The sequence below is a fragment of the Ruegeria sp. CH5 genome (genome assembly GCF_056537025.1).
The window spans coordinates 122086-135479 of record NZ_JBQFQT010000004.1 but is presented as its reverse complement, the minus strand read 5'-3'; the positions used below and the strand labels follow the sequence as shown (position 1 = coordinate 135479).

Annotated in this window: 12 protein-coding genes; 10 read left to right on the top strand and 2 right to left on the bottom strand. The window is 63.9% G+C overall.

The genetic code is table 11. The features are described 5' to 3' along the window. Nucleotides 1-70 precede the first annotated feature (70 nt). Together ACR0JC_RS13680 and ACR0JC_RS13675 are read right to left on the bottom strand one after the other, a co-directional pair. The gene (locus ACR0JC_RS13680; RefSeq protein ID WP_170341267.1) at nucleotides 71-1129 is read right to left on the bottom strand and encodes an ABC transporter ATP-binding protein; all 1059 of its coding nucleotides are present in this window, start codon (nucleotides 1127-1129) and stop codon (nucleotides 71-73) included. Continuing rightward, a complete protein-coding gene (locus tag ACR0JC_RS13675) occupies nucleotides 1126-1920 on the bottom strand; it encodes an IclR family transcriptional regulator (RefSeq protein ID WP_170341264.1) in 795 nt (264 codons plus the stop codon). The genes ACR0JC_RS13680 and ACR0JC_RS13675 overlap by 4 nt, the downstream gene beginning before the upstream one ends. 142 nt (nucleotides 1921-2062) lie before the next feature. On the opposite strand from ACR0JC_RS13675, the gene ACR0JC_RS13670 reads away from it, so the two are divergent. The 10 genes from ACR0JC_RS13670 (at nucleotide 2063) to ACR0JC_RS13625 (ending at nucleotide 13352) form a co-directional block, all read left to right on the top strand. After that, entirely contained in the window at nucleotides 2063-3322 is a 1260-nt protein-coding gene (locus ACR0JC_RS13670) for an ABC transporter substrate-binding protein (RefSeq protein WP_170341262.1), read from the top strand. A gap of 91 nt (nucleotides 3323-3413) precedes the next feature. Then, nucleotides 3414-4337 (top strand): carbohydrate ABC transporter permease, encoded by a 924-nt coding sequence (locus tag ACR0JC_RS13665; RefSeq protein WP_170341260.1) that lies wholly within the window; start codon nucleotides 3414-3416, stop codon nucleotides 4335-4337. A gap of 1 nt (nucleotide 4338) precedes the next feature. After that, complete coding sequence (locus tag ACR0JC_RS13660; RefSeq protein ID WP_093963150.1) at nucleotides 4339-5187, top strand: carbohydrate ABC transporter permease; 849 nt, start codon at nucleotides 4339-4341, stop codon at nucleotides 5185-5187. A 22-nt stretch (nucleotides 5188-5209) separates the two neighbouring features. Next, nucleotides 5210-6550, top strand: a complete 1341-nt coding sequence (gene melA / locus ACR0JC_RS13655; RefSeq protein WP_170341258.1) for an alpha-glucosidase/alpha-galactosidase — start codon at nucleotides 5210-5212, stop codon at nucleotides 6548-6550. A gap of 55 nt (nucleotides 6551-6605) precedes the next feature. After that, nucleotides 6606-8312: an IlvD/Edd family dehydratase gene (locus ACR0JC_RS13650; RefSeq protein WP_170341254.1), complete on the top strand. Its 1707-nt coding sequence runs from the start codon at nucleotides 6606-6608 to the stop codon at nucleotides 8310-8312. After that, nucleotides 8312-9079: an SDR family NAD(P)-dependent oxidoreductase gene (locus tag ACR0JC_RS13645; RefSeq protein ID WP_170341250.1), complete on the top strand. Its 768-nt coding sequence runs from the start codon at nucleotides 8312-8314 to the stop codon at nucleotides 9077-9079. The genes ACR0JC_RS13650 and ACR0JC_RS13645 overlap by 1 nt, the downstream gene beginning before the upstream one ends. A 4-nt stretch (nucleotides 9080-9083) precedes the next feature. Next, nucleotides 9084-9977 (top strand): 2-dehydro-3-deoxygalactonokinase, encoded by an 894-nt coding sequence (locus ACR0JC_RS13640; protein ID WP_170341248.1) that lies wholly within the window; start codon nucleotides 9084-9086, stop codon nucleotides 9975-9977. Then, a complete protein-coding gene (locus tag ACR0JC_RS13635) occupies nucleotides 9974-10579 on the top strand; it encodes a 2-dehydro-3-deoxy-6-phosphogalactonate aldolase (RefSeq protein WP_170341245.1) in 606 nt (201 codons plus the stop codon). Before ACR0JC_RS13640 ends, ACR0JC_RS13635 begins: the two co-directional genes overlap by 4 nt. Further along, complete coding sequence (locus tag ACR0JC_RS13630; protein WP_170341242.1) at nucleotides 10576-11436, top strand: SMP-30/gluconolactonase/LRE family protein; 861 nt, start codon at nucleotides 10576-10578, stop codon at nucleotides 11434-11436. The genes ACR0JC_RS13635 and ACR0JC_RS13630 overlap by 4 nt, the downstream gene beginning before the upstream one ends. Continuing rightward, entirely contained in the window at nucleotides 11433-13352 is a 1920-nt protein-coding gene (locus ACR0JC_RS13625) for a beta-galactosidase (RefSeq protein ID WP_170341240.1), read from the top strand. The genes ACR0JC_RS13630 and ACR0JC_RS13625 overlap by 4 nt, the downstream gene beginning before the upstream one ends. Nucleotides 13353-13394 lie beyond the last annotated feature (42 nt).

The following is a 13394-nucleotide window of genomic DNA, read 5'->3' as shown; positions in this document are numbered from 1 at the left end:
TCGCCTGACCAAAGAAAAACGCGCCAGGCAGAGGGCCCGGCGCGTTTACATTTTCCAATTGAACAACGGTTCAGCGCAACCGCATCCCGCTTTCCGGGTCAAACAGCATGGCGCGTTCGGGCCGAACCGAGATTCCGATCCGTTCTCCCGTTTTGCTGCGCTGGTCCTCCCGCTCTTCGACGATCAGCTTGTCGCCGTTGGGCGTCAGCAAGTAACTGTAGGAGACACCGCCGAGCGCTTCGGTCAGATCGACGGTACAGCTGTCGCCGGACCGATCCACGGCAATATGTTCCGGGCGAATTCCCAGGATCACCTTCTTGGCATCGGTCGGCACGCCGTTGGTGACGGGGATCGAGTCCGTCAGAGCCGGGTGGCGCACCGTTCCTTCGACGACATCGCACTCCAGAAAGTTCATTGCGGGCGAGCCGATGAACCCCGCCACGAACCGGTTGTCGGGGTCGCGATACAGATCCATCGGAGCGCCGACCTGCTCGATCCGGCCATCGCGCAGCACGACGATCTTGTCGGCCATCGTCATCGCTTCGACCTGGTCGTGGGTGACGTAGATCATCGTCGCGCCGATCTCCTGGTGCAGACGGGCGATCTCAACCCGCATTTCCACGCGCAGTTCGGCATCGAGGTTCGACAGCGGCTCGTCGAACAGAAAAACCTCGGGGCCGCGGACGATAGCCCGACCGATGGCGACCCGCTGACGCTGCCCCCCCGACAGGGCCTTGGGCTTGCGCTTGAGATACGGCCCCAGCTTGAGGATTTCCGACGCTTCGGCGACCTTCTTGTCGATCTCGGCCTTGGGCACGCCGTTCATGCGCAGTCCAAAGCCCATGTTCTCGGCCACGGACATGTGCGGATACAGGGCGTAGGTCTGGAACACCATCGCGACGCCGCGCTTGGCCGGATCCATGTGGGTCACGTCACGCTGACCGATGCGGATTTCGCCCTCGGTGGTTTCTTCCAGCCCGGCGATCATCCGCAACAGGGTGGATTTGCCACAGCCCGACGGCCCGACAAAAACGCAGAACTCGCCGTCCTCGATTTCCAGATCAATGCCGTGAATGACCTGGGTCTGGCCATAACGCTTGATTGCGCCCTTCAGGGTAACGCCTGTCATGATGCTTGCATCCTGTCCTTGCGGCCCTCGGGGAACCGCCATGCTTCGGCTTCGGACCCGATCTGGTCGGCCGAACGCCGCACCCGAGGGACCCATTTCTTCAACTGGTCAAAATCCATGCGCTGGGTCGATCCGGTGATCGAGATCGCCCCCAGTACCCGCCCGCCCGATGTTAGGATCGGACAGGCCACGCAGATGATGCCGGGCTCGTGCTCTTCATCATCCATAGCGAACCCCCGTTCGCGGATCCGGGCCAGATCCGCCCGCAGCACCGCCTCCGAGGTCAGCGTCTTGTCGGTAAAGCGGTGAAAGCTTTGCTGCGAGATCGCCTTGTCCAACCGGTCGTCATCCAGAAAGGCGAGCATCGCCTTTCCCACACCGGTGCAATAAGCCGGGCCAACTTTTCCGGCCTCGGAATACATCTCGACCGGGTTCTTGGCATTGCGCTTGTCGACGTACAGAACTTGGCTCGAATCCAGCTGCGCGAGGTGCACCGTCTCGCCGGTTTCCAGGCTGAGCGCATCCAAGATCGGCCGCGCGATCGGCGCGAGCGAGCTTTGCGTCCAGGCCGAATGCGCCAGCCGCACCAGCCGCAGCCCCGGCGAATAGGTCTGCCGGTCAGGGTCGTAAGACAACATGCCCTGATTGGTCAGCGACTGTAGAAACCGGTACAGCGACGCCTTGGGAAAGCTGCTGCTTTCCAGCAATTCGGCAAACCGCACAGGCCGGCCGAACGCCGCGACCTGTTCCAGCACGTCACATGCTTTGCCGATGGTTCCGTCACCTGCCACGGGTCTGATTTCTCCTCCACTTCCCCTTGCGGACGGGCCGCGAGGGTATTGACAAGCCTAGCCGATTCGATGTGTAGTTTTCAATATATAAAACTTGGTTTCACTATTTGGAACCACTGAATGGAAGCTAAGGGAGGAAACCATGCATTCCATGTTCAAGCGCACTGCGGCGGCTCTGGCGGCCAGTGTGGCACTTGCAGCGCCCGTTTCGGCAGAACTGACCGGCGAGCTGCGAATCTTCCTCGACACATCGAATCCGGCGCCGCGTGCGACGATGGAAGCGATGATCGAGCGGTTCGCGGCTCAGCACCCGGGTTTGGAGATCGAGACCACGGTCATCGACCGCGAGGCGTACAAGACCCAGATCCGCAACTTCCTGACGGCGGATACGCCCGACGTTGCGACCTGGTACGCGGCCAACCGCATGAAGCCTTATGTCGAGGCCGGACTGTTCGAAGATGTTTCGGACCTGTGGGCCGAGCCGGAAATCGCCGAAAACCTGGCCTCGACCAAGGGCGCGATGACCATCGACGGCAAGCAGTGGGGCGTGCCCTACACCTACTATCAGTGGGGCGTCTACTACCGCAAAGACATCTTTGACGAGCTGGGCCTGTCCGAGCCGACCACCTGGGAAGAAGAGCTGGCCAACTGCCAGAAGATCGTCGACTCGGGTCGCGCCTGCTATACCATCGGCACCAAGTTCCTGTGGACGGCTGGCGGCTGGTTCGACTACCTGAACATGCGCACAAACGGCTTCGACTTCCACCAGCAACTGGCCAATGGCGAAGTCAGCTGGGAAGACGACCGGGTCAAGCAGACCTTCGCCAACTGGAAGCAGCTGATCGACATGGGCGCGTTCATCGACAACCACCAGACCTACAGCTGGCAAGAGGCCCTGCCCTTCATGGTTCAGGGTGATGCAGCGGCATATCTGATGGGCAACTTCGCGGTGGCTCCGCTGCGCGAGGCCGGTCTGACCGACGACCAGCTGGACTTCTACCAGTTCGTCGCGATCAACCCTGATGTCGAGCTGGCCGAAGATGCACCGACCGACACGTTCCACATCCCGGCGAACGCGTCGAACAAAGAAGCCGCGCGCGAGTTCCTGCGTTTTGTCGTTTCGGCTGACGAGCAGACCGAAATCAACAACGGCAAGAACCTCGGACAACTGCCCGTCAACACCAAATCCTCGGTGGATGACGACAAGTTCCTGCAGGAAGGCTTCAAGATGCTGTCGACCAACAGCCCTGGCGGCGTCGCCCAGTTCTGGGACCGCGACGCGCCGGCGGAAATGGCCAAAGTGTCGATGGAAGGCTTCCAGGAATTCATGGTCAAGCCGGACAACCTGGACAGCATCCTAGCCAAGCTGGAACGCGCACGTCAACGCATCTACGACAACTGATCGGGTAGTGGCCGGGGCAACCCCGGCCACGCCGTAGCCAAACGCAGGACGGGCACGATCCCGTCCTGCCCATTCCAAACCGGGATTGACCATGACCGCTGTCGACGTCACCGAACACGAAAGCTGGTTCCACAGAAATCAGCAACGTATCGCACCCTGGCTGTTTCTGGCTCCGGGCGTGCTGTTCTTCATGGTCTACGTGATCATCCCCGTATTCCAGTCCTTCAACCTGTCGCTTTACGAATGGGACGGGCTGGGCGCAGCCGAATATGTCGGTATGCGCAACTATGAAGACCTGTATTGGGAGTGGGTCGACCGTGACGCCTTCTATGTCTCGCTGAAGAACAATCTGATCTGGCTGATCATGTACCTGCTGGCGATCCCGGCTGGTCTGTTCATCGCACTGTTCCTCAACCAGACGGTCTGGGGAATCCGGTTGTACAAATCCTTGTTCTTCTTTCCCTTCGTCATCAGCCAGGTCGTTGTCGGGCTGGTCTTCACCTGGTTCTACGACCCCACATTCGGGCTGCTGAACGAGCTTTTGGGCTTAGTCGGGCTGGGCCCTGTGAACGTCCTGGGTGATGAACGCTTCGTAACCTACGGCATCATTTTCGCGGGCCTCTGGCCGCAGACCGCCTATTGCATGATCCTGTATCTGACCGGCCTGAACGCCGTGGACCCCGAACAGATCGAGGCCGGCCGGCTGGACGGCGCCAAGGGCGGGCGGATGCTGTGGCACATCATCCTGCCGCAACTGCGCCCGGCAACCTTCATCGCCTTCGTGGTGACCATCATCGGCGCGCTGCGCTCGTTCGACCTGATCTCGATCATGACGCAGGGCGGGCCGTTCGGATCAAGCCGCGTGCTAGCCTATTACATGTTCGAGGTCGCCCTGTCGGAATACGGGTTCCGCATGGGCTATGGCGCGGCCATCGCCGTAATCCTGTTCCTGATCATGCTGTGCTTCATCGCATACTTCCTGTGGTCGATGTACCGCGAAGAAAAGGGGCACTGAGATGTTTCCCAAACCGATCGAAAAACAACCCCGCGCGGCCCAGATTTCCTATCAGGCGATGCTGCCGGTCGCCCTTCTGCTTTGGCTCGGCCCGCTGCTGGCGGTGGCCCTGTTTTCCATCAAGCCCGAGGCGGATTTCACCAACGCCAACTACTGGGGTCTGCCCTCCAGCTTTGAAGGCGCCAGGAACTATGGTCAGGTGTTCTTCAACTCGGACATGCCGCGCTATCTGCTGAACTCGTTCCTGATCACGGTTCCCACGGTGATCGGCGCGGTGGCGCTCAGCTGCATGACCGGATTTGCGCTGGGGATCTACAAGTTCAAGTCGAACCTGTGGATCTTCTTCATGTTCGTGGCCGGCAACTTCGTACCCTTCCAGATCCTGATGGTGCCGGTGCGCGACCTGACGCTGGACTTGGGGCTCTACAACACGAAAACCGGCCTGGTGCTGTTCCACATCGCGTTCCAGACGGGGTTCTGCACGCTGTTCATGCGCAACTTCATCCGCGCCCTGCCCTTTGAGTTGATCGAGGCCGCCCGGGTCGAGGGCATCAGCGAATGGCGCATCTTCTGGTACGTCGTCCTGCCGCTGATGAAGCCCGCGATCGCCGCGCTCAGCGTGCTGATCTTCACCTTCATCTGGAACGACTATTTCTGGGCTGTCGTGCTGACCCAGGGGGCCGAGAGCCAACCCGTCACCGCCGGGATCACCAGCTTCAACGCGCAGTTCCGCGCAGCGTATCACTTGATGAGTGCCGGCTCGATCGTCGCGGCCCTGCCGCCGGTGGCCATGTTCTTTCTGATGCAGAAACACTTCATCGCGGGTCTGACCCTCGGTGCCGTAAAATAACGCCTAGTCAAGGTTTACAGTCATGACCAAGATCACCTTCATCGGTGCAGGTTCCACGATTTTCATGCAGAACATCGTGGGCGATGCCCTGCTGACCCCGTCGCTGGCCGACAGCCATTTTGCCCTGATGGACATCGACCCCGAGCGTCTGGCCGAAAGCGAAACCGTCGCGCGCGCGATGATCCGCTCGGTCGGGACCGGCGCGACCGTCTCGACCCATACCGACCGCCGCGCGGCGCTGGACGGGGCCGATTTCGTCATCACCGCCTTCCAGGTCGGCGGCTACAAGCCCTGCACCGTCACCGATTTCGAGATCCCCAAGCAATATGGCCTGCGCCAGACCATCGCCGACACGCTGGGCGTGGGCGGCATCATGCGCGGCCTGCGCACCGTGCCCGTCCTGTGGGATGTGGCCCGCGACATGGCGCAGCTGTGCCCGAATGCCACGCTGCTGCAATACGTCAACCCGATGGCCATCAACACCTGGGCGCTGGCCGAACGGTTCCCGGCACTGAAGCATGTGGGTCTGTGCCACTCGGTCCAGAACACGGTCGAGGAACTGGCCCATGACCTGGACCTGCCCAAGGATGAAATCCGCTATCGCGTAGCGGGCGTGAACCACGTGGCGTTTTTCCTGCGGCTGGAACATCAGGGCCGCGACCTGTATCCGGCGCTGCGCCGAGGCTATCACGCGGGCCAGTTGCCCAAAGCGCCGCTGCTGATGCCGCGCTGCCCGAACAAGGTGCGGTACGAGGTGATGGATCACCTGGGCTATTTCTGCACCGAAAGCTCGGAACACCTGGCCGAATATGTCCCGTGGTTCATCAAGGACGGGCGTCAGGACCTGATCGACCAGTTCCAGATCCCACTGGACGAATACCCCACCCGCTGCGAGGAACAGGTCGCGAACTGGAAGGAACAGGCCAAGACCTTGACCGACGGGCGCGACATCGAAGTGATCCGCAGCCACGAATTCGCCGCCGACCTTATGAACGCAATCGTCACCGACACGCCCTATGTCGCCTATGGCAACCTGCCCAATACCGGGCAGATCCCGCAGCTGCCGCTGGGCGCGGCGGTCGAAACGCCCTGTCTGGTCGACAGCAACGGCGTGCAGCCCTCGGTCGTGACCGGCATCCCGCCGCAGCTGGTCGCCCTGATGCGCAGCCAGATCAACGTGCAGGAACTGACCGTGCGCGCCCTGGTCGAGGAAAACCCCGAACACATCTACCACGCCGCCATGATGGACCCGCACACCGCCGCCGAACTGGACCTGCGCCAGATCCGCAGCCTGGTAAGTGACCTGCTGACCGCCCATGCCGACTGGCTGCCGGATTGGTGCCGTCCGGCCCGCGCGGCCTGATCATCCGGCAAACACACAAGAAAACCACGACCCAATACGAAAAAGAAACAAAGACATGAAGAAACGCCGCTCACAGCACTGGTACGGCAAGCTCGACAAGGACGGGTTCATCCATCGGTCGTGGATGAAGAACCAGGGCTTTCCCGATCATGCGTTCGACGGACGCCCGATCATCGGCATCTGCAACACATGGTCGGAACTGACGCCGTGCAACTCGGGCCTGCGCGACCTCGCCGAAGGCGTCAAGCGCGGCGTGTGGGAGGCCGGAGGCTTTCCGGTCGAATTCCCGGTGATGTCGCTGGGCGAAACCCAGATGAAGCCCACCGCCATGCTGTTCCGCAACCTGCTGGCCATGGATGTCGAGGAATCGATCCGCGCCTATGGCATCGACGGCGTGGTGCTGCTGGGCGGCTGCGACAAGACCACGCCCGGCCAGCTGATGGGCGCGGCCTCGGTCGATCTGCCCACCATCGTGGTCAGCTCGGGGCCGATGCTGAACGGCAAGTATCGCGGTCAGGATATCGGCTCGGGCACCGATGTTTGGAAATTCTCGGAAGCCGTACGCGCCGGCGAGATGACCTTGCAGGATTTCATGAACGCCGAATCCGGCATGAGCCGGTCCAAGGGCGTGTGCATGACCATGGGTACGGCCTCGACCATGGCGTCGCTGGTCGAGGCGATGGGCATGAGCCTGCCCACAAACGCCGCCCTGCCCGCCGTCGATGCCCGCCGGATGGCGCTGGCGCACATGACCGGCAAACGCATCGTCGAAATGGTGGACGAGGACCTCAAACCCTCGGACATCCTGACCAAGGCGGCGTTTGAGAACGCCATTCTGGCCAATGCCGCGGTGGGTGGGTCCACCAACGCCGTGGTGCACCTGCTGGCGCTGGCCGGCCGGGTGGGCGTGGACCTGACCCTGCAGGATTTCGAGATCGGCTCGGACATTCCGCTGCTGGTCAACTGCATGCCCTCGGGCAAATACCTGATGGAAGATTTCTGCTATGCCGGCGGGATGCCGGTGGTCCTGTCCGAGCTGAAATCGCATCTGCGCCCGGCCCGCACCGTTCTGAACAAGGACATCTCGGCCCACTATGAGGGCGCGGAATGCTTCAACCGTGACGTGATCCACGCCTTTGACGATCCGGTGAAACCGGCCGCCGGGTTGCGCGTTCTGCGCGGCAACCTGGCGCCGAACGGGGCCATCGTGAAACCCTCGGCCGCCACAGACAGCCTGCTGGAGACGGAAGGTGAGGCCTATGTCTTCGACAGCATCGAGGACCTGAAGGCCAATATCGACCGCGACGACCTGCCTGTGACGCCCGAGACCATACTGGTGCTCAAAGGCTGCGGGCCCAAGGGCTATCCGGGCATGCCCGAGGTCGGCAACATGCCGATCCCCGCCAAACTGGTGAAACAGGGCGTACGTGACATGATCCGCATTTCCGACGCACGCATGTCGGGCACCGCCTTCGGCACCGTGATCCTGCATGTCAGCCCCGAGGCGCAGGCGGGCGGTCCTCTGGCGCTGGTGAAAACCGGTGATCGCATCCGCGTCTCGGCCAGCAAGGGCGAGCTGGAACTGCTGGTCGACGAACAGGAACTGGCCGCCCGCCGCGCGGATTGGCAGCCCGACGACCCGCATTACACCCGCGGCTATGCCAAACTGTATATCGACCATGTCCTTCAGGCCGACCGCGGCGCTGACCTTGATTTCCTGGTGGGCAAGGACACCCGCCTTGTGACCAGAGAGAGCCATTGATGACCCAGCCAGCAACCTTCCATGACCTCGACGGCGCGTCCGTCTTCATCACCGGCGGCGGGTCGGGCGTGGGCGCGGCCCTGACAGACGGGTTCCTGGCCCAGGGCGCAAAGGTCGCCTTCATCGGCCGGTCCGACGCCAGCGCATTCGTCGAAGAGATGCGCGCCAAACACGGCCGCGCGCCCTTGTTCCTGCAGGGCGACATGACCGACACCGCGCTGCTGCACGAAACAATGACCAAGGCTGCCGAGGCCCACGGTCCGCTGAACGTGCTGGTCAACAATGCCGCAAACGACAAGCGCCACAGCCTCGAGGAAACCACGACCGAGTTCTGGGATTGGATGATCGAGGTCAACCTCAAGGCCTATTACTTTGCCTGCCAGCAGGCCGCGCGCCAGATGGCCGAGACCGGCGGGTCGATCATCAACTTCAGCTCGATCAGCTACATGATGGGCAATGCGGGCTATCCGATCTATACGACGGCCAACGCCGGAATCACCGGCATGACCCGCTCGCTCGCGCGCGAGCTGGGGTCGAAGAACATCCGCGTCAACGCGCTGGCGCCCGGCTGGGTGCTGACGCAGAAACAACTGGACATGTGGGCCACGCCCGAGGATCTGGCCGCGCATATGGATCGACAGTGCCTGAAGGAACATCTGAGCCCGGACGACATGATCGCGCCGACGCTGTTCCTGGCATCGACGGCCAGCCGCGCCATGACCGGGCAATGCATGGTCGTCGATGGCGGCGTGGTCACAACGGGGTGAGGACATGAACACCGAGTGGATCGCAGTAGACTGGGGCACCTCGCATCTGCGCGCCTGGGCGATGCAGGGCGACACGGTGCTGGACCACGCCCAATGCGACCGGGGCATGGCGACACTGGGCCGGGATCAGTTCCAGAACGCGTTGCTGACGCTGGTCCAGGGCTGGCTGGGCGCGGCGCCCGTGGATGTGATCGCCTGCGGCATGGTCGGTGCCCGGCAGGGCTGGGTCGAGGCGCCCTATGTGGCTGTTCCGGCCAAGCCGATTTCGACCGTTCCGGTGCGCGTGCCCGGCACCGATCCACGCATCCGCGCCTTCGTGGTACCGGGCCTCAAACAGTACGACCCCGCCGACGTGATGCGCGGCGAGGAAACCCAGATCGCCGGCTACCTGTCCACGCGCCCGCATTGGGATGGCGTGATCTGCCTGCCCGGCACCCACACCAAATGGGTGCAGGTCAGCGCCGGCGAGGTCGTCAGCTTCCGCACCTTCATGACCGGTGAGCTGTTCGATCTGCTGGGACAGCACTCGGTGCTGAAACACTCGGTCGGTGAAGGTTGGGACGACGACGCCTTTGCCACGGCCGTCGCGGACACGCTGTCAAAGCCCGAGCAACTGGCCGGGCGGCTGTTCGGGCTGCGCGCGGCCGACCTGCTGCACGGGCAGGATCCGGCCACCGCCCGCGCCCGCCTGTCGGGCGCTCTGATCGGTGCCGAACTGGCCGCCACCCGCCCCTATTGGCTGGGTCAGCAACTGGCCATCATCGGCGCCGAAGCCCTGTCGCACATCTATGCCACGGCGCTGCAGCAACAGGGCGCGTTCGTCGAAACCGCCGACGCGACCCAGGCCACGCTGGCCGGTCTGCTGCAGGCCCGCACCCTCACGAGGCAAACCGCATGAGCCGCCCCATCATCGCCATTCTGCGCGGGCTTGACCCGACGCAGGCCGAGGCCGTCGGCCAGGCCATTCTGGACGCCGGCATTGACCGGATCGAAGTACCGCTGAACTCGCCCGACCCGCTGGACAGCATCGGCCGTCTGGCCCGTTCGATCGGCGACCGCGCGCTGGTCGGGGCCGGAACCGTCCTGACCGTGGACGAGGTCGAACAGGTGGCCGCCGTGGGTGGCAAGCTGATCGTATCGCCCAATTGCGATGCCGAGGTGATCGCGCGCACGGTGGATCTGGGCCTGCAGAGCTGGCCCGGGGTCTATACCCCGACCGAGGCCTTCGTCGCCCTGCGCGCCGGAGCCACCGGGCTGAAACTGTTTCCCGGGGTGATGGCCGGACCGGTGGGGCTGGCTGCCATGCGCCCGATCCTGCCCAAGGGCACGCAGGTCTATGCCGTGGGCGGCGCGGGGCCCGAAAATTTCGGCGACTGGCTCAAGGCCGGGGCCGACGGGTTCGGCATCGGCTCGGCCTTGTTCAAACCCGGAATGTCCGTGGCCCAGATCGCCGAGAACGCCCGCCGGATCGTCGCCGCCTATGACGAGGCCACGCGATGAGCCATGTCTTTGACGACCGACCGTGCGCGTTGGGCGAAGGCCCGCTGTGGCACCCCGAACGGCAACAGCTGTTCTGGTTCGACATCATCAACAAGCGCCTGATGACCCGCGACGCGGGTGGCCCGCAAAGCTGGGATTTTGCCGAGCACGTCTCGGCCGCAGGCTGGATCGACCGCGACACGCTGCTGATCGCGTCGGAAACCGGCCTGTGGCGGTTCGGGCTTGAGACCGGTCACAAGGACCGCATCGTCGCGCTCGAGGCCGACAACCCGGTGACCCGCTCGAATGACGGGCGGGCTGATCCGTGGGGCGGGTTCTGGATCGGCACAATGGGCAAGCGCGCGGAACGGGGCGCGGGGGCGATCTATCGTTTTTGGCGGGGTGAGCTGCGGCAGCTGGTGCCGGACGTGACCATCTCGAACGCGATCAGTTTCGCGCCTGACCGGTCTTGCGCCTATTTTTGCGACACGGCCACCGGGCAGGTGCGGCGCTGGGGCCTGAACCCGGAAACCGGCTGGCCCGAGGGCGACAGCGCGGTGTTTCTGGACCTGCGCGCCGAGGGGCTGAACCCCGATGGCGCGGTCGTCGATGCCGCGGGCAACCTATGGCTCGCGCAATGGGGCGCGGCGCGGGTCGCGGTCTATGACGCCGGCGGAACCTTTCTGCGCGCGGTGAACTTCCCGGCGGCCCATACCTCGTGCCCCGCTTTCGGCGGGCCGGATCTGACGACGCTGTTCTGCACCTCGGCCCGTGAAGGGCTGGATGCGGACACCATCGCATCGCACCCCACCAACGGAATGACCTTTGCCGCCGAAAACGCGGGCCAAGGTCAGGCGGAACACAGAGTCATCCTATGAACCCCGAACTTGGCGTTTGCTATTACCCCGAACATTGGCCCCAGTCGATGTGGGCCGAAGATGCCGCGCGCATAGTCGAGGCCGGCCTGCGCTGGGTCCGGATCGGCGAATTCGGATGGAGCCGGATGGAGCCGGAACCGGGCCGGCTGACATTCGACTGGCTGGATCAGGCCATCGAGACCCTTGGTGCGGCTGGGCTGAAGGTGGTGCTGGGAACCCCAACCGCCACGCCGCCGCGCTGGATGCTGGACCGGCACCCGGACATGCTGGCGGTGGATGAAAACGGGCAGCCGCGCAAGTTCGGCTCGCGCCGTCACTATTGTTTCAGCCATCCCGGATACGTCGATGAGTGCGTCCGCATCGCCCGGATCATGGGCGAACGTTATGGCCGCAACCCGCATGTGGCCGGCTGGCAGATCGACAATGAATATGGTTGCCACGACACCACCGTCAGCTACGGCGAGCCTGCCCGGCAGGCCTTCCGCCGTTGGCTGGCCGAACGCTATGGCTCGGTCGCGGCGCTGAACGCGGCCTGGGGCAACGTGTTCTGGTCGATGGAATACGGCGACTTCGATCAGATCGACCTGCCCAACCTGACCGTGACCGAACCCAACCCGGCGCATGTGCTGGCCTTCCGCCGGTTTAGCTCGGATCAGGTGGTGGCCTTCAACCGGGCCCAGGTTCAGGCGCTGCGGCCCCTGACCGACGCGCCGCTGCTGCACAACTACATGGGCCGGATTCTGGATTTCGACCATTTCGAAGTGGGCGCCGATCTGGATATCGCCACCTGGGACAGCTACCCGATCGGGTTCCTGTCCGACCGGCTCGAGGCCGACGCGGCGCACAAGGCGACCTTTCTGCAGCAGGGCGACCCGGACATGCAGGCCTTTCACCACGATCTGTACCGCGCCGTCGGACGCGGCCGCTGGTGGGTGATGGAACAGCAGCCCGGACCGGTGAACTGGGCGCCCTACAACCCGGCCCCTCTGCCGGGCATGGTGCGGCTTTGGTCGCTCGAGGCCGTGGCCCACGGGGCCGAGGTGGTCAGCTATTTCCGCTGGCGGCAGGCGCCTTTTGCGCAGGAACAGATGCACGCGGGCTTGCTGACACCGAACAACCAACCCGCCCCCGGTCTGGCCGAGGCGCAGCAGACGGCCGCGGATCTGGCCGCGCTGGGACCGGTGGAACCGGTGCAGGCGCGGGTGGCCATCCTGTTCGACTACCCGTCGGACTGGGCCTGGGCGACCCAGCCTCAGGGCGCTGGGTTCAACTATTTTCGGCTGGTGTTTTCCGCTTATCGCGCCCTGCGCCGCGCCGGGCTGTCGGTCGATGTCGTGCCGGCCTCGGGCTTGGACGACGCCGACTATGATCTGATCCTCGCCCCCGGACTGGCCACGCTGGACGACGCGCTGGCCGACCGCCTGCGGGCGGCCGCGAAACTGACGGTTCTGGGCCCGCGTACCGGGGCAATCACTGCTGATTTCCAGATCCCGGCCCAAGGCCGCCCTGGCCTGCAAGCGCTGGACTGCGACGTGGCGCTGGTGGAATCCCTGCCGCCCGAGATCACCCGCCCGGTTCAGGGCGGCGGAGCGGCGCAACACTGGGTCGAGTGGCTGACAGGCGACGCGCCCGATCTGTTGACCTTTGCGGACGGAACCCCGGCGCTGAAGGGCAGTGACCAGCTTTGGTATCTGGCCGGCTTCCCGGACGAAGACCTGTGGGACCGGATCGTTGGAATGGCCGCGCAGAAGGTCGGGCTGACCCTGCACCCTATGCCGCCCGGCCTGCGGCGGCGCGAAACCGCGACCCATGACTTCCTGATCAACTACAACGCCACACCGGTGGATTGGAACGGCCACAGCATCGCTGCCTGCGGGGTCGCCATCCTGAAGCGCAATCCGCCCGGCCAGGAATGAACCTGAACCGGGCGGATGTGGTGCTCTGGTAGGCGCTTTTTC